The organism is Citrobacter sp. Cpo045, assembly GCF_030332875.1.
Lineage (GTDB): Bacteria > Pseudomonadota > Gammaproteobacteria > Enterobacterales > Enterobacteriaceae > Citrobacter > Citrobacter portucalensis.
In genome coordinates this window covers 38,722-59,510 of record NZ_JAOWGZ010000095.1, presented here as the reverse complement: position 1 = coordinate 59,510, position 20,789 = coordinate 38,722, and the positions used below count along the sequence as shown (strand labels likewise).

Sequence of the window (20,789 nt, the reverse complement as noted above, 5' to 3'; positions counted from 1 at the left end):
GGAGGAGACAACGCATGAAAGGTATCATTCTGGCGGGTGGCTCAGGTACTCGCCTGTATCCCATTACGCGTGGCGTATCGAAGCAGCTATTGCCTATTTACGATAAGCCGATGATTTACTACCCGTTATCAGTATTGATGCTGGCGGGAATTCGCGAAATCCTGATTATCACTACACCGGAAGATAAAGGCTATTTCCAGCGCTTACTGGGCGATGGATCTGAGTTCGGCATTGAATTGCACTATGCTGAGCAACCCAGTCCGGATGGATTAGCACAGGCGTTTATCATTGGTGAAACGTTCCTTAACGGTGAACCATCATGTCTGGTGTTAGGAGACAATATCTTCTTTGGTCAGGGATTCAGTCCAAAACTGCGTCACGTAGCCGCCAGAACGCAAGGCGCGACGGTGTTTGGTTACCAGGTGATGGATCCTGAACGTTTTGGTGTCGTGGAGTTTGACGACAATTTTCGAGCTATTTCGCTGGAAGAGAAGCCGAAAGCACCAAAATCCAACTGGGCAGTGACTGGTCTCTATTTCTATGACAGCAAGGTGGTGGAATATGCAAAACGCGTAAAACCTTCTGAGCGTGGGGAGCTGGAGATTACGTCTATCAACCAGATGTATCTTGATGACGGACATCTGACGGTAGAATTGCTCGGGCGTGGCTTTGCCTGGCTGGATACCGGTACGCACGACAGTCTTATCGAAGCGAGTACTTTTGTGCAGACGGTGGAAAAACGCCAGGGCTTTAAAATAGCCTGTCTGGAAGAAATCGCCTGGCGTAACGGTTGGCTGGATGACGAAGGCGTGAAGCGTGCTGCCAGTTCACTGGCCAAAACGGGTTATGGTCAATACCTGCTGGAGCTGCTCCGTGCTCGTCCGCGCCAGTATTGAGCCGCTTAGCTGGGAAAATACGTTCTTTGGCGTGAATAGCGCCATTGTGCGTTTTGACCAACACGCGCCGGTTCTGACTGCGGATGTGTTGCAGCCCTGGTCGCGGGTACAGGCAAAAATACCTGCCGCCAATACTCATGAATTAGACGCCCTGCAACAGTTGGGCTTCTCACTGGTTGAAGGTGAAGTGGATTTTGTGCTGCCGGTGATGTGTGCGCATGGCGACCCCGGTGCGCAGATCGCACAAACTACGGATATCCCTGCATTACGCCAACTGGCAGGGCAGGCGTTCGCGCAAAGTCGTTTTCGTACCCCGTGGTATGCCGCAGATGCCAGCACGCGTTTTTATGCGCAGTGGATTGAAAACGCGGTGCTGGGGACGTTCGATCATCAATGCCTCGTTTTTCGTACACCGGCAGGTGATATTCGTGGCTATGTCTCGCTGCGTGAACTGAATGCGACCGATGCGCGAATTGGCCTGCTGGCCGGGCGTGGGGCGGGAGCAGAACTGATGCAGGCTGCCCTTTGCTGGGCGCAGGCTCGCGGTAAAACAACATTACGCGTGGCGACCCAAATGGGCAATACCGCCGCGCTTAAACGTTATATACACAGTGGTGCGAATGTGGAAAGCACCGCGTATTGGTTATACAGGTGACACGATGATTCCATTTAACGCACCGCCGGTGGTGGGCACTGAACTCGATTACATGCAGTCTGCGATGAACAGCGGCAAACTGTGTGGCGACGGTGGTTTTACCCGTCGCTGCCAACAGTGGCTGGAACAGCATTTTGGCAGCGAGAAAGTATTGCTGACGCCTTCCTGCACCGCATCGCTTGAGATGGCGGCATTGCTGCTGGATATCCAGCCTGGCGATGAAGTCATTATGCCGAGCTATACGTTTGTCTCCACGGCCAATGCTTTCGTGCTGCGCGGTGCGAAAATTGTCTTTGTTGATATCCGCCCGGATACCATGAACATTGACGAAACGCTGATTGAAGCGGCGATCACCGACAAGACCCGCGCTATCGTGCCGGTGCATTACGCGGGCGTAGCCTGTGAAATGGATACCATCATGGCGCTGGCGACCAAACATAACCTGTTTGTCGTGGAAGATGCGGCCCAGGGCGTCATGTCGACTTACAAAGGTCGGGCGCTGGGGACGATTGGTCACATCGGTTGCTTTAGCTTCCATGAGACCAAAAACTATACCGCAGGCGGTGAAGGTGGTGCGACGCTGATTAATGATAAAAAATTAGTCGAACGTGCAGAGATCATCCGTGAAAAAGGAACTAACCGCAGCCAATTTTTCCGCGGTCAGGTGGATAAGTATACCTGGCGTGATATTGGCTCCAGCTATCTGATGTCCGATCTGCAGGCTGCCTATCTGTGGGCACAACTGGAAGCGGCTGACCGTATTAACCAGCAGCGTCTGGCGCTGTGGCAGAACTACTATGATGCTCTCGAACCGCTGGCGCGTGTCGGACGCATTGATCTGCCTTCTGTCCCGGAAAACTGCGTGCAGAATGCCCATATGTTTTATATCAAGCTGCGCGATATCGACGATCGCACGGCGTTGATTAACTTCTTGAAAGAAGCTGAAATTATGGCGGTGTTCCACTATATCCCGCTACATGATTGTCCGGCTGGCGATAAATTCGGCGTATTTGCCGGTGTTGATCGTTTCACCACTAAAGAGAGCGAGCGTCTGCTGCGCTTGCCGCTGTTTTACAACCTGTCGCCAGTAAACCAGCGAACGGTCATTTCGACCTTACTCAACTACTTCGCCTGATATGTCGCTTGCTAAAGCGTCCTTATGGACGGCAGCCAGTACGCTGGTAAAAATTGGTGCAGGTTTGCTGGTCGTGAAGCTGCTGGCGGTGTCGTTTGGCCCGGCAGGCGTGGGGCAGGCGGGTAACTTCCGCCAGATGGTCACCGTGCTTGGTGTTCTGGCGGGGGCCGGCATTTTCAACGGCGTCACGAAATATGTTGCGCAGCACCATGACGATCCGACCCGGCTCCGTAAGGTAGTCGGTACATCTTCCGCGATGGTGCTGGGATTCTCTACGCTGATGGCGGTGATTTTTCTGCTGGCGGCCGCGCCAATCAGTCAGGGATTGTTTGGCCATACTCATTATCAGGGGCTGGTAAGACTGGTTGCGCTGGTGCAAATGGGTATTGCCTGGGCGAACCTGCTGCTGGCGTTGATGAAGGGCTTTCGCGATGCGGCGGGTAACGCGCTGTCGCTGATTGTGGGTAGCCTGGTGGGCGTAGTGGCTTATTATGGCTGTTATCGCCTGGGAGGGTATGAAGGCGCTTTGCTGGGTCTGGCGCTAGTGCCCGCGTTGGTCGTTATCCCCGCCGCTATTATGCTGATTAAGCGTGGGGCGATTCCCCTGCATTACCTGAAACCCTCGTGGGATAACGGTCTGGCTGGACAGCTAAGCAAGTTTACCCTGATGGCGCTGATTACCTCCGTAACGCTGCCTGTGGCATACGTGATGATGCGAAACCTGCTGGCGGCGCAGTACAGTTGGGATGATGTAGGGATTTGGCAGGGAGTAAGCAGTATCTCTGATGCTTATCTGCAATTCATTACCGCCTCATTCAGCGTTTACTTGCTTCCGACGTTGTCTCGACTGACCGAAAAGCGCGACATTACGCGCGAGGTGGTTAAGTCGCTGAAGTTCGTGTTACCGGCGGTTGCCGCTGCGAGCTTTACTGTTTGGTTGCTGCGTGATTTTGCGATCTGGCTGCTTTTCTCCGCAAAATTCACCGCCATGCGCGATCTGTTTGCCTGGCAACTGGTCGGCGATGTACTGAAAGTTGGGGCGTATGTCTTTGGGTATCTGGTGATCGCGAAAGCATCGCTGCGGTTTTATATTTTGGCTGAAATTAGCCAGTTCATGTTATTGACGGTGTTTGCTCACTGGCTGATCCCTGCACACGGTGCGCTGGGAGCGGCACAGGCTTATATGGCAACGTACATCGTCTATTTTTCTCTTTGTTGTGGCGTGTTTTTACTCTGGCGTAGGCGGGCATGACTGTACTGATTCACGTTCTGGGATCGGATATCCCTCACCATAACCAAACCGTGCTGCGGTTTTTCAACGACTCGCTGGCCGCGACGAGCGAGCATGCGCGCACGTTTATGGTTGCCGGTCAGGATGCGGGACTCAGTGAGAGCTGCCCGGCGTTATCGCTAAGCTTCTACAGCGGGAAAAAGGCGCTTGCTGACGCTGTGATCGCGAAAGCAAAAGCGGATCGTCAACAGCGTTTCTTCTTCCACGGCCAGTTCAACACCAGCCTGTGGCTGGCGCTGCTGAGTGGCGGGATTAAACCGGCGCAGTTTTACTGGCATATCTGGGGCGCTGATTTATACGAAGTCTCCAGTGGGCTGAAATTCCGCCTGTTTTACCCGATTCGCCGCATGGCGCAGAATCGTGTGGGCTGCGTGTTTGCCACACGGGGCGATTTACGTTATTTCGCCGAGCAACATCCCCGTGTGCGGGGTGAGTTGCTCTATTTCCCAACGCGAATGGATCCGTCACTCAATAACATGAGCAATGATTGCCAGCGCAGCGGCAAGATGACGGTGCTGGTTGGCAACTCTGGCGATCGCAGCAATGAGCATGTTGCCGCGCTTCGCGCCGTCCATCAGCAGTTTGGCGACACGGTGAATGTGATTGTGCCGATGGGTTATCCCGCCAATAATGCGGCCTATATCGACGAGGTTCGCCAGGCTGGCCTGGCGTTATTTAGCGCAGATAATCTGCAAATTTTGAGTGAAAAGCTGGAATTTGATGCCTATCTAACATTATTGCGGCAGTGTGATTTGGGTTACTTTATTTTTGCCCGTCAACAGGGAATCGGTACCCTGTGTTTGCTGATCCAGGCGGGTATCCCATGCGTGCTCAACCGTGAAAATCCCTTCTGGCAGGATATGGTGGAACAAAATCTTCCGGTGTTATTTACCACTGATGATCTCAATGAAGGCGTCGTACGTGAAGCGCAGCGCCAGTTGGCATCGGTAGATAAAAATACTATTACCTTCTTTAGCCCGAATTATCTGCAGCCGTGGCACAATGCGCTGCGCATTGCTTCAGGAGAAACCGTATGAGCCTGATGCAATTCAGCGGTCTTCTGGTGGTCTGGCTGCTCTCCACCTTGTTTATCGCCACGCTGACCTGGTTTGAGTTCCGCCGCGTGCGTTTTAACTTCAATGTTTTCTTCTCATTGTTGTTCTTGCTGACGTTCTTCTTCGGATTCCCGTTAACCAGCATCCTGGTGTTCCGCTTTGATGTGGCAGTGGCTCCGCCGGAGATCCTGCTGCAGGCCTTGCTGTCAGCCGCCTGTTTCTATGCCGTCTACTACGTGACGTATAAAACGCGCTTACGCAAACGAGTAGATGATAAGCCGCGCAGGCCGCTGTTTACCATCAATCGCGTTGAAGCCCATTTGACCTGGGTTATCCTGATGGCGATTGCGCTGGTGAGCGTGGGCATCTTCTTTATGCACAACGGATTCCTGCTGTTCAGACTGCAATCCTATAGCCAGATTTTTTCCAGTGAAGTCTCTGGCGTCGCTCTGAAGCGTTTCTTCTACTTCTTCATTCCAGCAATGCTGGTGGTTTATTTCTTGCGTCAGGACAGCAAAGCGTGGGTGTTCTTCCTCGTGAGTACCGTCGCGTTTGGTTTGCTGACGTATATGATTGTGGGTGGGACGCGTGCCAATATCATTATCGCGTTTGCCATCTTCTTGTTTATCGGCATTATTCGCGGCTGGATTTCGCTGTGGATGTTGGCCGCTGCAGGCGTGTTGGGCATTGTCGGGATGTTCTGGCTGGCGTTGAAGCGCTACGGAATGAGCGTTAGCGGCGATGAGGCGTTCTATACGTTCCTGTACCTTACGCGCGACACCTTCTCACCGTGGGAGAACCTGGCGCTGTTGCTGCAGAATTACCACAATATTGAGTTCCAGGGGCTGGCGCCGATCGTCCGTGACTTCTACGTCTTTATTCCCTCCTGGCTGTGGCCTGGGCGGCCGAGTATTGTACTCAACTCAGCGAACTACTTTACCTGGGAAGTGTTGAACAACCACTCAGGACTGGCGATTTCGCCGACGTTAATTGGTTCACTGGTGGTGATGGGCGGGGCGCTGTTTATACCATTAGGCGCGATTGTTGTTGGGCTCATCATCAAGTGGTTCGACTGGCTGTATGAGCTTGGCAATCGCGAAACCAATCGCTATAAGGCGGCGATTTTGCACAGTTTCTGTTTTGGCGCCATTTTCAATATGATCGTGTTGGCACGTGAAGGGCTGGATTCGTTTGTCTCACGAGTGGTCTTTTTCCTCGTGATTTTCGGCGTTTGCCTACTGGTGGCAAAATTGTTGTTCTGGCTGTTTGATAGCGCGGGACTCATTCATAAACGAATCAAATCGCTGCCCCGGACACAAATTGAAGGATCGTAATGGCAGATAACACAACTGCGCCGCTGTATTCGCTGCGCGGATTACAACTGATTGGCTGGCGCGATATGCAACATGCGCTGAATTACCTGTTTGCCGAAGGACACCTCAGGTCAGGAACGCTGGTGGCTATTAACGCTGAGAAGATGCTGACAGCAGAAGATAACCCTGAAGTGAGGGAGCTGATCAACGCCGCGGAGTTCAAGTATGCGGATGGGATTAGCGTGGTGCGTTCGGTGCGCAAAAAATTCCCACAGGCGCAGGTTTCACGCGTGGCCGGAGCTGACCTTTGGGAAGCGCTGATGGCGCGAGCTGGGCAAAACGGAACGCCTGTTTTCCTGGTTGGTGGCAAGCCTGAAGTTCTGGCACAAACAGAAGCAAAACTACGTGCGCAGTGGCGTGTGAACATTGTGGGTAGTCAGGACGGTTATTTTACCCCTGAGCAGCGTCAGGCGTTGTTTGAGCGTATTCACGCCAGCGGTGCGCAAATTGTGACGGTGGCGATGGGCTCGCCAAAACAAGAGATCTTTATGCGTGATTGCCGCAAGACTCACCCTGACGCGCTGTATATGGGCGTAGGGGGCACCTACGACGTCTTTACCGGTCACGTTAAGCGTGCGCCTAAAATCTGGCAAAATCTGGGGCTGGAGTGGCTGTATCGCTTATTGTCGCAGCCGAGCCGTATTACTCGACAACTTCGCTTATTACGCTATCTCCGCTGGCACTACACCGGCAACCTCTGACGCCCTCTCTCCTCTGATAAGTAGCGTGATCTGCTAATTACGCTACTTATTCACAACATAATCGCTGCTTTCTCGCACAATCTATTCATTTTTTGAATGCTTTAATTGCCATTTAAGCGATTTTAGGAAACCATTCGCAACAATCATTGCAGTGCCGTGGTGTTTTTGGCGCCAACCGTAAAGCGGTCGGTGCCGCATGGCCTGTTATGGCATAACAAGATGTACCCATAACGAGAACCGGTAATACCGGACAGCATGCAAACACATCAAGAGGATTTATGGCTGAGAACAAACCTGAGCTACAGCGTGGGCTGGAGGCTCGTCACATCGAATTAATTGCCCTTGGGGGCACTATTGGCGTTGGGCTATTTATGGGGGCCGCCAGTACCCTGAAATGGGCGGGACCTTCGGTTCTGCTGGCGTATATCGTCGCCGGGCTGTTCGTGTTTTTCATTATGCGTTCTATGGGGGAGATGTTATTCCTCGAGCCGGTTGCAGGTTCATTCGCTGTTTACGCTCACCGTTATATGAGCCCCTTCTTTGGCTATCTCACCGCCTGGTCATACTGGTTTATGTGGATGGCGGTGGGGATCTCAGAGATTACCGCCATCGGGGTGTATGTGCAGTTCTGGTTTCCGGAAATGGCGCAATGGATACCCGCACTGATCGCGGTCGGACTGGTTGCGTTGGCAAACCTCGCTGCGGTTCGCCTGTATGGTGAAATTGAGTTCTGGTTTGCCATGATCAAAGTGACCACCATCATTGTGATGATTGTCATTGGGGTTGGGGTGATTTTCTTCGGCTTCGGCAATGGCGGCCAGGCGATCGGTTTTGGCAACCTGACCGAGCACGGTGGCTTCTTTGCTGGGGGCTGGAAGGGCTTCCTGACGGCATTGTGTATTGTTGTGGCGTCTTACCAGGGCGTGGAGCTGATCGGCATCACTGCAGGGGAAGCGAAGAATCCACAGGTCACGCTGCGTAGCGCGGTGGGTAAGGTGCTGTGGCGCATTCTGATTTTCTACGTTGGTGCGATTTTTGTCATCGTCACTATTTTCCCGTGGAATGAGATTGGCAGCAACGGCAGCCCGTTTGTTCTCACCTTTGCCAAGATTGGTATTACTGCTGCGGCAGGGATTATTAACTTTGTGGTGCTGACGGCGGCGCTGTCTGGCTGTAACAGCGGCATGTACAGCTGTGGGCGTATGCTCTACGCGCTGGCAAAGAATCGCCAGCTTCCTGCCGTTGTTGGAAAAGTATCACGCCATGGCGTGCCGGTTGCCGGAGTGGCTATTTCTATCGCGATCCTGCTGATTGGCTCATGCCTGAACTACATCATTCCTAACCCGCAACGCGTGTTTGTTTATGTCTATAGCGCCAGCGTGTTGCCGGGGATGGTGCCGTGGTTTGTGATCCTGATAAGCCAGCTGCGTTTCCGTCAGGCGCATAAAGCGGCAATTGCCAGTCATCCATTCCGCTCCATTCTGTTCCCGTGGGCGAATTATTTGACGATGGCGTTCCTGATTTGCGTATTAATTGGCATGTACTTTAATGAAGATACCCGAATGTCGCTTTTTGTTGGCATGGGTTTCTTACTGGCCGTGACGCTCATTTATAAGGTTTTTGGTCTGAATCGTCATGGCACAGCCCATAAATTGCGGGAATAAGCGACAAAACGCACAAACCATGACCAAACGATAATTTATTTTAAAAAAGCACTAGACAGAAGACCGAGACCTCCGTAATATCCAGCCCCGCAACGGCGCTAAGCGCCCGTAGCTCAGCTGGATAGAGCGCTGCCCTCCGGAGGCAGAGGTCTCAGGTTCGAATCCTGTCGGGCGCACCATTAAGTAGGGTGCCAGAGCTGCGGTGGTTTTAATACCGCGTAAAAGATTTGCAGTGGTGGCTATAGCTCAGTTGGTAGAGCCCTGGATTGTGATTCCAGTTGTCGTGGGTTCGAATCCCATTAGCCACCCCATTAATTTAAAGTTGTGAAATGCGAAGGTGGCGGAATTGGTAGACGCGCTAGCTTCAGGTGTTAGTGTCCTTAGGATGTGGGGGTTCGAGTCCCCCCCCTCGCACCACGACTTAAAGAATTGAACTAAAAATTCAAAAAGCAGTAAAACGGCGAGTAGCGCAGCTTGGTAGCGCAACTGGTTTGGGACCAGTGGGTCGGAGGTTCGAATCCTCTCTCGCCGACCAATTTTGAACCCCGCTTCGGCGGGGTTTTTTGTTTTCAGATTTTCCCTTCTTAGCCTGCGCATCTGCGAATTTCCTGAAGTCTTAAAAAGTCCGAATACCTGGTTTTTGCAGTGCAATCGTGGCATGCGTTGTGCAATAATATGCGGGTAGATGCTCATTCCATCTCTTATGTTCGCCATCAGGCCTCATAAACTCAGGAATGATGCAGAGCCGTTTACGGTGCTTATCGTCCACAGACAGATGTCGCTCAGGCCTCATCAAACACCATGGACATAACGTTGAGTGAAGCACCCATTTATGTTGTCATACAGACCTGTTTAACGCCTGCTCCTTACCGAGCGGGCGTTTTTTTATGCATAAACAAAATCCTTCGAGCGACTTCTCGAAGGATTTTGTTTATACGATTGAAAAATATGTAGGCCCGGTAAGCGAAAGCGCCACCGGGCATTCAGGAGTTACTGCGGGGGATTGTTGTTCTGCAGCGTCAACATCAGGCCATCACGGCGCATGGTGGCGGCTTCTTCCGGCTGGTGCAGCCTGTCCAGCGCGTCAGCAAGCCAGGCGTAGTCATAGGCATCCGGGCGCTGTTTGAGAGCGGCACGGAAGGCGAGCGTAGCTTCCTGCCATTCCCCATGCTTCATTAACGACTGACCGAGCGTACTCCACAGCAACGGGCGATCGCCCACGGCTTTAATCTGCTGGCGCAACACTTTTTCTATCTGTTCCGGATTATTGGTTTTCAGACGCGGGATCGGCAGCACCAGGCGGTCATCGTACTGACGTTTCAAACCATCAATGATGACCTGCTGCGCCGTATCGTGATCGTCACACTCAATCAGATGTTCAGCCATCGCCACCTGCAGGGCAACCTGATGACGGGTTTTACGGCTCTGGTTTTTCCACCATGCACGCAGCCCCTCGCTGCCCTGATCGGCGCGGACTTGATCCATCAAGCCAACCCATGCCTGTTGTTCCAGCATGGCGCGGTGCTCATCATCACCCACATGCGCTTTTGCCATGGATGGGATGATATCCAGCAAGGAACTCCATGCGCCGGTGCGAATGTAGGCCTGCTCAGCCAGACGCAGCACTTCCGGATGACGTGGCGTCACTTCCAGCAGTTTGTCTACGCTGTGGCGTGCGGCGTGATTTTCATTACGCGCCAGTTGCAGGCGAACGCGAGCGATTTCTACCGGGATCGTATCATTTCCGGCCAGTTCGGCAGCACGCTCAAGGTGTTGGTTGGCGCGCGCTTCGTCACCGCGTTGCTGAGCCGCTTCTGCTGCCAGCAGGTAATTCACTACCGGCTGTTCTGCATGATCGGCATTTTTCGACATCAGCTTCTCAACCTGCTGATAGTCACCTTCCGCCAGTTTGAGCAGCGCCTGTTCGGTCTGTTTACGGGCGCGACGACGCTTACGACCCACAAACCACCCACGGGTATGTGCGCCGGTGCGGAAAATTCGGCGCAACAGCCATTCAATCGCAAACAGGACGACCATGGCGACGATCAGGATGATCACCAGGCCCGTCACGCTGGTTTCTATATTGTAGTTATCCGTCTGGATCAGCACGTAACCCTGATGACCGGCTATCATCGGACCGACGACGATCCCGGCGATCAACAGCACAAAGAGCAACAATACTTTTAGCATCATTATTCTCCTTGCGGCGCGGTTGCCGGAGCATCTGTCGAAGGCGCTGGCGCAGGTGCTACTGCTACCGGTGCTGTGGCAGGCTGCGCCAGTAAATTACGTACGCGGGTCTGCATTAACTTGTCGAGAATAGCCTGGCTCTGCAGCGTTTCCGGAACATCCATACTGATGCTTTGCTGGCTCAGTTGGTCTACTTCTTCAAGGAACGCTTTGGTCGCTGCATCGTCGGTGTCGTAGTAAGCACGCACCCATGTGGAGACATTTTCCAGCGCCTGGCGATATGTTTCTTCCTGATGACGCGGCACGGCCTGGGCGGCCACTAACAGACGAGAACGGATGTTCTCACGTAAGTAAACGTCCTGGTTCGGTGCCAGCAGCGGGACGGCGGTTTCATCACGACGACGAATAGTGATGAAGCTGTCCATAAAGTTCTGCCAGCTTTTTTGCAGATTGACGCGCCATTCGCTAATCGAGCTGGAAAGCTCGCTGCTGTCGGAGTCCATTGGAGAATCGTCGGTGTCGTTGTCGGCCAGACGCAGATTATCAATCTGATTAGAGAGCTGATTCACTTTCAGGATAATGCCGTCATAGTCGACCTGAGTTACCGCGGAGAGGCTCGCGATGTCGTCAGTAATCGCACGTCGCGCGGTAATTAAGCTCGGGTCGTTCATATCCGCCAAGCTCGCGTCGGCGCTTTTCAACAGCGCAGCGGCGGTGGTGACGTCCTGATCGCTCCATAATTTACGACCGGCCAGTTTCACCAGAAAATCAGCCTGCGCCAGCAGCCATGTGCCCGCATCGCTGCCGGAGATGGTGGCGACTTTTTGCTGGACTTCATCAAGCTGTTTGACCAGCGTGGCCTGCTGGCGAGTGGCTTCATCCAGCTGTGTTGCCTGCTGTTTAATAATACCTTCCAGCTCAGCTTTTTGGCTTTCCTGCGCTTTTTGCAGCGCCGTCAACTGGTTCGCCAGCGCATCGCTGGTTGCCGTTTGTGTTGTTGCCTGTTGTTTCCCCCAGCCGTACAGCCCAACGCCTGCAGCCAGCGCAATAGCAATCGCCACAGCGCTCAGAATCAGCGCCGTGCTGTTCTTACTCTTTTTTTCAGTATTAACTGGCTGTGACGTGGTTTCCACGGCCTCCCTGGTCTCTTCAACCACGGCGGAGGATTTTTCTTGTTCCGTCATTATGGCATCCCATTATGAGAGTTATTGTAATGCGCGTAGTAGCGCATCGTTGTCGGCGTTATCAGCGACCTTAATATCTTGCCAGCCCAGTTCCCGGGCGAGGTGCGCCAGACGCTCACTGACGACCAACAGCCGACAGCGTAGTAACCAGTGCTCACGATACCACTGCGGAATGAGCGACCAGAGCTGTTGTAGCATCTCTCCGCTGGTGACAACCACCGTGGTTACGCCACGGGATTGCCAGCGCATCGCTTCTTCCGCACCATCGTAATGTTTTGCACTGCGTTGATAACATTCACAAAAATCGACATCGGCTCCGCGTGCCGTCAGGGTTTCACCTATCAGCTCCCGGCCACCGTTGCCGCGTAATATAAGCGCGCGTTTTCCCGCAATATTTTGTAATTCAGGTAATTGTAGCAAGACTTCGCTAATTTCCCGATCCAGAGGGTAGTGAATATTGAAGCCGCTAACAGTATGCAGCGCCAGCGCCGTTGTACGGCCAATGGCAAAATAACGTGGAAGAGATGGCCAGCTTTTCTCTTGCTGGCGAAGCTCGGCATCTGCAAAGGTAACGGCGTGCTGCGAGAGGGCGAAGACCAGATCGTTCTCCGTCAACGCCGACAGCCGGGAAGCAACCGTTGCCAGCTCCCGACCAGGTGAAAACTCGATGAGCGGAAAACTCCAGGCCACCTGCCCCAGTGTGCGCAGTCGGCTCACTAACTCTTCCCCTGCGGGAGACGGGCGGGTGACCAGAATACTCATGCGGGGGCTTCTCCGTTATAAACTTCCGCCAGAATGGCGCGCGCACCGTTCTCCAGCAGTTCTTCTGCCAGAGAGATACCCATCTGTTCGGCATCCTGTGTGGCGCCGCGACGTTCTCCGCATACCATCTGTGAACCGTCAGGCGCGCCGACCAGCGCACGTAGCCAAATCTCACCGTCGATGATTTCGGCATAGCTGCCAATAGGTACCTGACATCCCCCTTCCAGGCGGGTGTTCATGGCGCGTTCTGCTTTGACGCGTAGCGCGGTCTCTTCATGGTTGAGCGGCGCTAACAGCGCCTGAGTGCGCATATCATCCAGTCGACATTCTATGCCTACTGCGCCTTGCCCGACAGCGGGCAGGGAGACTTCCGGCGGCAGAGCGGTGCGGACTCGCGACTCAAGACCTAAACGTTTTAATCCGGCGACTGCCAGAATAATGGCGTCATAATCGCCGTTATCCAGTTTGCTGAGGCGCGTGCCTACGTTGCCGCGCAGCGAACGGATGACGAGATCCGGGCGACGCTTCGCCAACTGGCACTGGCGGCGCAAACTGGATGTCCCGACGATGCTGCCTGCGGGGAGTTCATCCAGCGAGTTGTACTTATTTGAGACGAAAGCATCACGCGGATCCTCTCGCTCACAAATGGTGACCAGCCCAAGACCATCAGGGAATTCAACCGGCACATCCTTCATGGAATGCACAGCGATATCGGCGCGTTTTTCCAGCAGCGCGACTTCCAGCTCTTTAACAAACAACCCTTTCCCCCCGACCTTCGCCAGCGGGGTATCAAGGATCACATCGCCACGGGTTACCATAGGAACCAGTTCCACGATCAGACCGGGGTGGTTTGCCATTAAGGCGTCTTTGACATAATGTGCCTGCCAGAGCGCAAGGGGGCTTTGGCGTGTGGCAATTCTCAAAACATTGTCTAACATGCTTGTTACCGTCATTATCAATCATTGACCATCCTAACATCCTTATCAAAGGGATGTCAGCGTTACGCTCAAACGTAAGTGAGAGGAAAAGGCGCTGCATCATCACTGGCAGTGAATAATGACGAGAAACCTCCCGACCGTATGAAGGAATTTACACGTAACGAACGGTGCTACACTTGTATGTAGCGCATCTTTCTTTACGGTCAATGAGCAAGGTGTTAAATTGATCACGTTTTAGACCATTTTTTCGGCTGAACAGCATAAAAAAATATGGGCGAAAAACAGGTTACGGTTATTTTTGACATACGGTTTATCCGAATTGATGGCGATTATTGTGAGCGCTTGCGCCGCGGCAATCGACAACATGATGGATAGCAACATCAGGCGATACGTCTTGTACCTCTATATTGAGACTCTGAAACAGAGACTGGATGCCATAAATCAACTGCGTGTGGATCGCGCGCTTGCTGCCATGGGACCTGCCTTCCAGCAGGTATACAGTCTGCTGCCGACATTATTGCACTACCACCATCCGCTGATGCCGGGTTACCTCGATGGTAACGTTCCCAAAGGCATATGCTTTTACTCGCCTGATGAAACCCAACGCCACTACCTGAACGAACTGGAACTGTACCGCGGTATGTCGCCGCAGGATCCTCCCAAGGGCGAACTGCCGATCACCGGCGTTTACTCAATGGGCAGCACTTCTTCGGTAGGGCAAAGCTGTTCCTCTGACCTGGATATCTGGGTCTGCCATCAATCCTGGCTGGATAGCGAAGAGCGCCAGCTGCTGCAGCGAAAATGTAGCCTGCTGGAAAGCTGGGCCGCCTCGCTGGGCGTAGAAGTCAGTTTCTTCCTGATTGATGAAAACCGTTTCCGTCACAATGAAAGCGGCAGTCTGGGTGGTGAAGACTGTGGCTCGACGCAGCATATCCTGTTGCTTGATGAATTCTATCGCACCGCTGTGCGCCTCGCGGGTAAACGTATTTTGTGGAATATGGTGCCGGGCGACGAAGAAGAGCATTACGACGATTACGTCATGACGCTCTACGCACAGGGGGTGCTAACGCCAAACGAATGGCTGGATCTCGGCGGGCTCAGTTCGCTTTCCGCCGAAGAGTACTTTGGCGCCAGCCTCTGGCAGTTGTACAAGAGTATCGACTCCCCGTACAAAGCGGTGCTGAAAACGCTGCTGCTGGAAGCCTATTCCTGGGAATACCCAAATCCACGCCTGTTGGCGAAAGATATTAAACAGCGCCTGCATGACGGCGAGATCGTCTCTTTTGGTCTCGACCCTTACTGCATGATGTTGGAGCGCGTTACCGAGTACCTCACGGCGATCGAAGATCCGACGCGCCTGGATTTAGTGCGTCGATGTTTCTACTTAAAAGTGTGTGAGAAACTGAGCCGTGAGCGCGCCTGCGTGGGCTGGCGTCGTGAAGTATTAAGTCAGTTAGTGAAAGAGTGGGGCTGGGATGACGCCCGTCTGACCATGCTGGATAACCGCGCTAACTGGAAGATTGACCAGGTACGCGAAGCGCATAACGAACTGCTCGATGCGATGATGCAGAGCTATCGTAATCTGATCCGCTTTGCGCGGCGCAATAACCTCAGCGTCAGCGCCAGCCCGCAGGATATCGGCGTGCTGACCCGTAAGCTGTATGCCGCGTTTGAAGCGTTGCCGGGTAAAGTCACGCTGGTGAACCCACAGATATCTCCGGATCTCTCGGAACCGAATCTGACCTTTATCCATGTACCGCCGGGTCGTGCCAACCGTTCAGGTTGGTATCTCTACAACCGCGCGCCGAACATGGACTCGATCATCAGCCATCAGCCGCTGGAATATAACCGCTATCTCAACAAGCTGGTGGCGTGGGCCTGGTTCAATGGCCTGCTGACCTCGCGTACGCATTTGTTTATTAAGGGCAACGGCATTGTTGATTTGCCGAAGCTGCAGGAAATGGTCGCCGACGTGTCGCACCACTTCCCGCTGCGACTGCCTGCACCAACGCCGAAAGCGCTCTATAGCCCATGCGAAATTCGCCATCTGGCGATTATCGTTAACCTCGAATATGACCCAACGGCCGCATTCCGTAATCAGGTGGTACATTTTGATTTCCGTAAGCTGGACGTCTTCAGCTTTGGCGAAGAGCAAAATTGCCTGGTAGGAAGCGTCGACCTGCTGTATCGCAACTCGTGGAATGAAGTGCGTACGCTGCACTTCAACGGCGAGCAGGCGATGATTGAAGCGTTAAAAACGATTCTGGGCAAAATGCACCAGGATGCCGCGCCGCCAGATAGCGTCGAGGTCTTCTGCTATAGCCAGCATCTGCGCGGTTTAATTCGCACCCGCGTCCAGCAACTGGTGTCTGAGTGCATCGAATTACGCCTCTCCAGCACCCGTCAGGAAACCGGACGTTTCAAAGCGCTGCGTGTTTCCGGCCAGACTTGGGGATTGTTCTTCGAGCGCCTGAACGTTTCGGTACAGAAGCTGGAAAACGCAATTGAATTCTATGGCGCGATTTCACATAACAAACTGCACGGGCTTTCAGTCCAGGTTGAGACCAACCATGTGAAACTGCCGTCGGTGGTCGACGGTTTTGCCAGCGAAGGGATTATTCAGTTCTTTTTCGAAGAAACGGGTGATGAGCAGGGCTTTAATATCTACATTCTGGACGAAAGCAATCGGGCTGAGGTGTATCACCACTGCGAAGGTAGTAAAGAGGAGTTGGTACGCGACGTCAGCCGTTTCTATTCATCGTCGCACGATCGTTTTACCTACGGCTCCAGCTTCATCAACTTTAACCTGCCGCAGTTCTATCAGATTGTGAAAACTGACGGACGCGCGCAGGTGATTCCGTTCCGCACCCAGCCGATTAGCGCTGTTCCGCCAGCCAGTCAGGACAACGACACGCCGCTGTTACAGCAGTATTTCTCGTGAGTTAACTTACCCGGTGGCGCGACGCTTACCGGGCCAAAGTAGGCCGGATAAGCGAAGCGCATCCGGCACTAAAGCTTAGCGGAAGCTCACCTCTTCACCCGCCTGCTGCGTTGCCGCCTGTTCCAACAGATCCCAGAACGTTTCGCCGCTTCGGTCGCAGATCCATTCGTCGCCTTTCAGGTCAAAGTGGTAGCCGCCCTGTTTGGTCGCCAGCCACACCTGGTGCAGCGGCTCCTGACGGTTAATGATAATTTTGCTGCCGTTTTCGAAGCTGATGGTCAGCACGCCGCCGTTGATCTCACAATCGATATCGCTGTCGCCATCCCAGTCATCCAGACGTTCTTCAATGGTCATCCACAGGGTGTCAGCAAGGCGATGAAATTCACTGTCGTTCATTTTCTTATCCTATTTTTCGTGATGCCCGCAGTATAACGTGGAATAAATCGCGATGCAGTTTTTAGCCAAACTCTTGCTTTTACGCCTTCTCCTGCGATGATAGAAAACAGAAAGCATGAACTTTACAGGCAATCCATAATGAAAAACGTGTTAAAGCCACTCGCTGTCATTTTTACTCTGTTCAGCCTTACGGGCTGTGGGCTAAAAGGCCCGCTCTATTTCCCGCCAGCTGATAAAACCGCGCCGCCTCCGACCAAGAGCGTTCAGCCGCAATCGCAATCCACCACGCCTGAGAAAAACGATCGTGGGATTAGTGATGGGCCTTCTCAGGTGAATTACTAACGGCAGGAATAGATTTTACATTTCTGTACCCGCGTGAACGGAGTGAATGATGCAATTCTCTAAAATGCATGGCCTTGGCAACGATTTTATGGTCGTCGACGCGGTAACGCAGAATGTCTTTTTCTCACCAGAGCTGATCCGCCGCCTGGCCGACAGACATCTCGGCGTTGGATTTGATCAACTGCTGGTGGTTGAGCCTCCGTATGATCCGGAGCTGGATTTCCACTACCGTATTTTTAATGCCGACGGCAGTGAAGTGTCACAGTGTGGCAATGGTGCCCGCTGTTTTGCCCGTTTTGTTCGCCTGAAAGGGCTGACTAATAAACGTGATATTCGCGTCAGTACCGCGAATGGTCGTATGGTATTAACAGTAACCGACGACGAGCTGGTGCGGGTGAATATGGGCGAACCCAATTTTGAACCCTCGCAGGTTCCTTTTCGCGCTAACAAAGCAGAGAAGACCTATATTATGCGCGCGTCTGAACAGACAGTATTGTGCGGCGTGGTTTCAATGGGGAACCCGCACTGCGTGATTCAGGTTGATGATGTTGATACGGCCACGGTAGAAACACTGGGACCGGTTCTGGAAAGCCACGAACGCTTCCCTGAACGCGCCAATATCGGATTTATGCAGGTGGTAAAACGCGAGCATATCCGACTGCGCGTCTATGAGCGCGGCGCGGGTGAAACGCAGGCCTGCGGCAGCGGTGCGTGCGCTGCCGTTGCGGTCGGTATCCAGCAGGGTCTGCTGGCGGAAGAAGTGAGGGTGGAATTACCGGGCGGTCGACTTGATATCGCCTGGAAAGGTCCGGGTCATCCGCTGTATATGACTGGCCCGGCGGCACATGTCTACGACGGATTTATTCACTTATGAAGCAACCAGGGGAAGAACTACAGGAAACGCTCATGGAGCTGGACGACCGGGCGGTCGTCGATTACCTGCAACGTAATCCTGAGTTTTTTATCCGTAATGCCCAGGCCGTTGAAGCGATGCGAGTTCCGCACCCAGTGCGGGGCACGGTCTCTTTAGTGGAATGGCATATGGCGCGGGCACGTAATCATATTAACGTGCTGGAAGAGAACATGGCGTTGTTGATGGAACAAGCCAACGCCAATGAAAGCCTGTTCTATCGTCTGTTAAATCTGCAAGGACGGCTGGTGTCGGCCAGCAGTCTTGACGACATGCTGATGCGATTTCATCGCTGGGCGCGTGAGTTAGGGCTGGCCGGAGCGACGGTTCGTCTGTTCCCGGATCGCTGGCGACTTGGCGCGCCATCAAAATTCACCCATCTGGCATTAAGCCGTCAGGCTTTCGAACCGCTGCGTATCCAGCGTCTGGGTCAGTCACAGCACTATCTTGGGCCGCTCAATGGTCCGGAACTGTTGGTCATGATGCCGGAGGCGAAAGCCATAGGCTCGGTGGCGATGTCAATGCTCGGGCAAGATGGCTCTCTGGGCGTGATGCTGTTTAGCAGCCGTGACGTTAATCATTACCAGCAGGGGCAAGGCACGCAATTGCTGCAGGAAATCTCGCTGATGTTGCCGGAGCTGCTGGAGCGCTGGATTGAACGCGTATGACCGATTTACCCCTTTCTCAGGATGTGGCGCGCTTTTTGCGCTATCTGGGCGTTGAGCGTCAGCTTAGCCCGATCACATTGCTTAATTATCAGCGTCAGCTTGATGCCATCATTGCGTTAGCCGGAGAGACCGGTCTGCAAAGCTGGCAACAATGTGATGCTGCGATGGTACGTAGTTTTGCTGTTCGCAGCCGTCGTAAAGGACTGGGGCCGGCGAGTCTGGCGCTGCGTCTCTCCGCGTTACGCAGTTTCTTCGACTGGCTGGTTAATCAGGGCGAGCTGAAAGCTAATCCGGCAAAAAGCGTTTCCGCGCCGAAAGCACCGCGTCATCTCCCTAAAAATATCGATGTCGACGATGTTAATCGTCTGCTGGATATCGATCTCAACGATCCCCTTGCCGTGCGCGATAGAGCAATGCTGGAAGTGATGTACGGCGCGGGTCTGCGTTTATCTGAGTTGGTTGGGCTGGATATTAAACATCTCGACCTCGACACCGGCGAAGTGTGGGTGATGGGTAAGGGCAGTAAAGAGCGTCGCCTGCCGATTGGCCGCAACGCGGTGGCTTGGATTGAGCACTGGCTGGATCTACGCGGGCTATTTGGTAGCGATGACGATGCGCTATTTCTGTCCAAATTGGGCAAACGCATCTCGGCGCGTAATGTGCAGAAACGCTTTGCTGAATGGGGTATCAAGCAGGGGCTGAACAGCCACGTACATCCCCACAAATTGCGTCACTCCTTTGCGACGCATATGCTGGAGTCGAGCGGCGATCTGCGCGGAGTGCAGGAGTTATTGGGTCATGCCAATCTCTCCACGACTCAAATCTATACCCATCTTGATTTTCAACACCTGGCTTCAGTGTACGATGCGGCGCATCCGCGCGCCAAACGGGGGAAATAATGCGTTTTTACCGGCCTTTGGGGCGCATTTCTGCGCTCACCTTTGACCTTGATGACACCCTTTACGATAACCGTCCCGTTATCACACGCACCGAGCAGGAAGCGCTCGCGTTTGTACAGAATTACCATCCGGCGTTGAATTCGCTGCAAAATAGCGACCTACAGCGCTTACGTCAGGCCGTTCGCGACGCCGAGCCGGAAATCTACCACGATGTTACCCAATGGCGTCACCGTGCCGTAGAGCGCGCTATGCTGGAGGCGGGGTTGTCAGCGGCAGAAGCCAGAATGGGGGCGAATGCGGCGATGATGAATTTTGCCAAATGGCGTAGCCGCATTGAAGTCCCGCAGACGACGCATGACACGCTGAAGGCGCTGGCCCGCAAATGGCCGCTGGTGGCGATCACCAACGGTAACGCGCAGCCGGAACTGTTTGGCCTGGGTGATTACTTTGAGTTTGTGCTGCGTGCCGGTCCCGACGGACGATCAAAACCGTTTAGCGACATGTACACGTTGGCGGCGGAAAAACTGAAAATGCCTGTGGGTGAGATTCTGCACGTGGGTGATGACCTGACGACGGACGTCGCGGGCGCCATCCGTTGTGGTATGCAGGCCTGCTGGATCAAACCGGAAAATGCCGACCTGATGCAAACCGCAGACAGTCGTTTGCTTCCGCATATCGAAATTTCACAGTTGGCATCTCTGACCTCGCTGATATAATCACCAGCAGAACTCTGTATATATACCCAGCTTTTTGGCGGATGGCGCTACGCTTATCCGCCTTACCTACTTT

19 protein-coding genes and 4 tRNA genes are annotated in these 20,789 nt (G+C 53.5%); 18 read left to right on the top strand and 5 right to left on the bottom strand.

Features of this window, described 5'->3' with window-relative positions:
• Positions 1-14 precede the first annotated feature (14 nt).
• From rfbA to OGY13_RS11400, 12 genes are all read left to right on the top strand, one after another.
• Entirely contained in the window at positions 15-896 is an 882-nt protein-coding gene (rfbA, locus tag OGY13_RS11455; RefSeq protein ID WP_032945685.1) for a glucose-1-phosphate thymidylyltransferase RfbA, read from the top strand.
• Positions 874-1,551 (top strand): dTDP-4-amino-4,6-dideoxy-D-galactose acyltransferase, encoded by a 678-nt coding sequence (rffC, locus tag OGY13_RS11450; RefSeq protein ID WP_213752700.1) that lies wholly within the window; start codon positions 874-876, stop codon positions 1,549-1,551. Before rfbA ends, rffC begins: the two co-directional genes overlap by 23 nt.
• A gap of 4 nt (positions 1,552-1,555) precedes the next feature.
• The gene (gene rffA / locus OGY13_RS11445) at positions 1,556-2,686 is read left to right on the top strand and encodes a dTDP-4-amino-4,6-dideoxygalactose transaminase (protein WP_008787075.1); all 1,131 of its coding nucleotides are present in this window, start codon (positions 1,556-1,558) and stop codon (positions 2,684-2,686) included.
• Position 2,687: 1 nt separating this feature from the next.
• Positions 2,688-3,938, top strand: a complete 1,251-nt coding sequence (gene wzxE, locus OGY13_RS11440) for a lipid III flippase WzxE (RefSeq protein ID WP_003017971.1) — start codon at positions 2,688-2,690, stop codon at positions 3,936-3,938.
• Positions 3,935-5,014, top strand: a complete 1,080-nt coding sequence (locus OGY13_RS11435) for a TDP-N-acetylfucosamine:lipid II N-acetylfucosaminyltransferase (RefSeq protein WP_048227521.1) — start codon at positions 3,935-3,937, stop codon at positions 5,012-5,014. The genes wzxE and OGY13_RS11435 overlap by 4 nt, the downstream gene beginning before the upstream one ends.
• Positions 5,011-6,366, top strand: a complete 1,356-nt coding sequence (wzyE, locus tag OGY13_RS11430; RefSeq protein WP_020996101.1) for an ECA oligosaccharide polymerase — start codon at positions 5,011-5,013, stop codon at positions 6,364-6,366. The genes OGY13_RS11435 and wzyE overlap by 4 nt, the downstream gene beginning before the upstream one ends.
• Entirely contained in the window at positions 6,366-7,106 is a 741-nt protein-coding gene (gene wecG / locus OGY13_RS11425; RefSeq protein WP_191226603.1) for a lipopolysaccharide N-acetylmannosaminouronosyltransferase, read from the top strand. The genes wzyE and wecG overlap by 1 nt, the downstream gene beginning before the upstream one ends.
• A 278-nt stretch (positions 7,107-7,384) precedes the next feature.
• Entirely contained in the window at positions 7,385-8,770 is a 1,386-nt protein-coding gene (gene thrP / locus OGY13_RS11420) for a bifunctional threonine/serine APC transporter ThrP (protein WP_003828980.1), read from the top strand.
• Between the two features lie 102 nt (positions 8,771-8,872).
• Positions 8,873-8,949: transfer RNA gene (locus OGY13_RS11415), tRNA-Arg, on the top strand.
• A 56-nt stretch (positions 8,950-9,005) separates the two neighbouring features.
• A tRNA-His gene (locus OGY13_RS11410) sits at positions 9,006-9,081 on the top strand.
• A 20-nt stretch (positions 9,082-9,101) separates the two neighbouring features.
• A tRNA-Leu gene (locus OGY13_RS11405) sits at positions 9,102-9,187 on the top strand.
• A 41-nt stretch (positions 9,188-9,228) separates the two neighbouring features.
• A tRNA-Pro gene (locus tag OGY13_RS11400) sits at positions 9,229-9,305 on the top strand.
• 455 nt (positions 9,306-9,760) lie between these two features.
• Here the strand turns inward: OGY13_RS11400 and hemY are convergent.
• Genes hemY through hemC form a run of 4 tightly spaced genes read right to left on the bottom strand, consistent with a single transcriptional unit; the run spans position 9,761 to position 13,844 of the window.
• Positions 9,761-10,960, bottom strand: coding sequence for a protoheme IX biogenesis protein HemY (gene hemY / locus OGY13_RS11395; RefSeq protein WP_048215221.1), 1,200 nt, complete (start codon positions 10,958-10,960; stop codon positions 9,761-9,763).
• Between the two features lie 2 nt (positions 10,961-10,962).
• On the bottom strand, positions 10,963-12,144 hold the full coding sequence (gene hemX / locus OGY13_RS11390) for a uroporphyrinogen-III C-methyltransferase (RefSeq protein ID WP_048237113.1): 1,182 nt from the start codon (positions 12,142-12,144) through the stop codon (positions 10,963-10,965).
• A gap of 21 nt (positions 12,145-12,165) precedes the next feature.
• Positions 12,166-12,906 (bottom strand): uroporphyrinogen-III synthase, encoded by a 741-nt coding sequence (gene hemD, locus OGY13_RS11385; RefSeq protein ID WP_003828974.1) that lies wholly within the window; start codon positions 12,904-12,906, stop codon positions 12,166-12,168.
• On the bottom strand, positions 12,903-13,844 hold the full coding sequence (hemC, locus tag OGY13_RS11380) for a hydroxymethylbilane synthase (protein ID WP_003828972.1): 942 nt from the start codon (positions 13,842-13,844) through the stop codon (positions 12,903-12,905). The genes hemD and hemC overlap by 4 nt, the downstream gene beginning before the upstream one ends.
• A gap of 394 nt (positions 13,845-14,238) precedes the next feature.
• Between hemC and cyaA the strand changes: the two genes are divergently transcribed.
• Entirely contained in the window at positions 14,239-16,785 is a 2,547-nt protein-coding gene (gene cyaA, locus OGY13_RS11375; protein ID WP_213752708.1) for a class I adenylate cyclase, read from the top strand.
• Positions 16,786-16,860: 75 nt separating this feature from the next.
• Here cyaA and cyaY read toward each other — a convergent pair whose 3' ends face one another.
• The gene (gene cyaY / locus OGY13_RS11370) at positions 16,861-17,181 is read right to left on the bottom strand and encodes an iron donor protein CyaY (RefSeq protein WP_003828967.1); all 321 of its coding nucleotides are present in this window, start codon (positions 17,179-17,181) and stop codon (positions 16,861-16,863) included.
• 138 nt (positions 17,182-17,319) lie between these two features.
• On the opposite strand from cyaY, the gene lptM reads away from it, so the two are divergent.
• The 5 genes from lptM to yigB are packed head-to-tail and all read left to right on the top strand — an operon-like array spanning position 17,320 to position 20,716.
• Positions 17,320-17,523 carry an LPS translocon maturation chaperone LptM gene (gene lptM / locus OGY13_RS11365; RefSeq protein ID WP_003017937.1) on the top strand — a complete coding sequence of 68 codons (204 nt, stop codon included), beginning with the start codon at positions 17,320-17,322 and terminating at the stop codon, positions 17,521-17,523.
• A gap of 49 nt (positions 17,524-17,572) precedes the next feature.
• The gene (gene dapF / locus OGY13_RS11360; protein ID WP_193146040.1) at positions 17,573-18,397 is read left to right on the top strand and encodes a diaminopimelate epimerase; all 825 of its coding nucleotides are present in this window, start codon (positions 17,573-17,575) and stop codon (positions 18,395-18,397) included.
• A complete protein-coding gene (locus OGY13_RS11355) occupies positions 18,394-19,101 on the top strand; it encodes a DUF484 domain-containing protein (protein WP_008787084.1) in 708 nt (235 codons plus the stop codon). The genes dapF and OGY13_RS11355 overlap by 4 nt, the downstream gene beginning before the upstream one ends.
• Entirely contained in the window at positions 19,098-20,000 is a 903-nt protein-coding gene (gene xerC / locus OGY13_RS11350; RefSeq protein ID WP_213752701.1) for a tyrosine recombinase XerC, read from the top strand. The genes OGY13_RS11355 and xerC overlap by 4 nt, the downstream gene beginning before the upstream one ends.
• Positions 20,000-20,716: a 5-amino-6-(5-phospho-D-ribitylamino)uracil phosphatase YigB gene (gene yigB, locus OGY13_RS11345; protein WP_032945701.1), complete on the top strand. Its 717-nt coding sequence runs from the start codon at positions 20,000-20,002 to the stop codon at positions 20,714-20,716. Before xerC ends, yigB begins: the two co-directional genes overlap by 1 nt.
• The last annotated feature ends 73 nt before the right edge of the window (positions 20,717-20,789 follow it).

Bases quoted from the DNA above. Each gene is read 5' to 3' on its own strand.
- rfbA (WP_032945685.1), top strand. From the start codon at position 15: ATGAAAGGTATCATTCTGGCGGGTGGCTCAGGTACTCGCCTGTATCCC.
- rffA (WP_008787075.1), top strand. From the start codon at position 1,556: ATGATTCCATTTAACGCACCGCCGGTGGTGGGCACTGAACTCGATTAC.
- wzxE (WP_003017971.1), top strand. From the start codon at position 2,688: ATGTCGCTTGCTAAAGCGTCCTTATGGACGGCAGCCAGTACGCTGGTA.
- OGY13_RS11435 (WP_048227521.1), top strand. From the start codon at position 3,935: ATGACTGTACTGATTCACGTTCTGGGATCGGATATCCCTCACCATAAC.
- wzyE (WP_020996101.1), top strand. From the start codon at position 5,011: ATGAGCCTGATGCAATTCAGCGGTCTTCTGGTGGTCTGGCTGCTCTCC.
- wecG (WP_191226603.1), top strand. From the start codon at position 6,366: ATGGCAGATAACACAACTGCGCCGCTGTATTCGCTGCGCGGATTACAA.
- thrP (WP_003828980.1), top strand. From the start codon at position 7,385: ATGGCTGAGAACAAACCTGAGCTACAGCGTGGGCTGGAGGCTCGTCAC.
- hemY (WP_048215221.1), bottom strand. From the start codon at position 10,960: ATGCTAAAAGTATTGTTGCTCTTTGTGCTGTTGATCGCCGGGATCGTC.
- hemX (WP_048237113.1), bottom strand. From the start codon at position 12,144: ATGACGGAACAAGAAAAATCCTCCGCCGTGGTTGAAGAGACCAGGGAG.
- hemD (WP_003828974.1), bottom strand. From the start codon at position 12,906: ATGAGTATTCTGGTCACCCGCCCGTCTCCCGCAGGGGAAGAGTTAGTG.
- hemC (WP_003828972.1), bottom strand. From the start codon at position 13,844: ATGTTAGACAATGTTTTGAGAATTGCCACACGCCAAAGCCCCCTTGCG.
- cyaY (WP_003828967.1), bottom strand. From the start codon at position 17,181: ATGAACGACAGTGAATTTCATCGCCTTGCTGACACCCTGTGGATGACC.
- lptM (WP_003017937.1), top strand. From the start codon at position 17,320: ATGAAAAACGTGTTAAAGCCACTCGCTGTCATTTTTACTCTGTTCAGC.
- dapF (WP_193146040.1), top strand. From the start codon at position 17,573: ATGCAATTCTCTAAAATGCATGGCCTTGGCAACGATTTTATGGTCGTC.
- OGY13_RS11355 (WP_008787084.1), top strand. From the start codon at position 18,394: ATGAAGCAACCAGGGGAAGAACTACAGGAAACGCTCATGGAGCTGGAC.
- xerC (WP_213752701.1), top strand. From the start codon at position 19,098: ATGACCGATTTACCCCTTTCTCAGGATGTGGCGCGCTTTTTGCGCTAT.
- yigB (WP_032945701.1), top strand. From the start codon at position 20,000: ATGCGTTTTTACCGGCCTTTGGGGCGCATTTCTGCGCTCACCTTTGAC.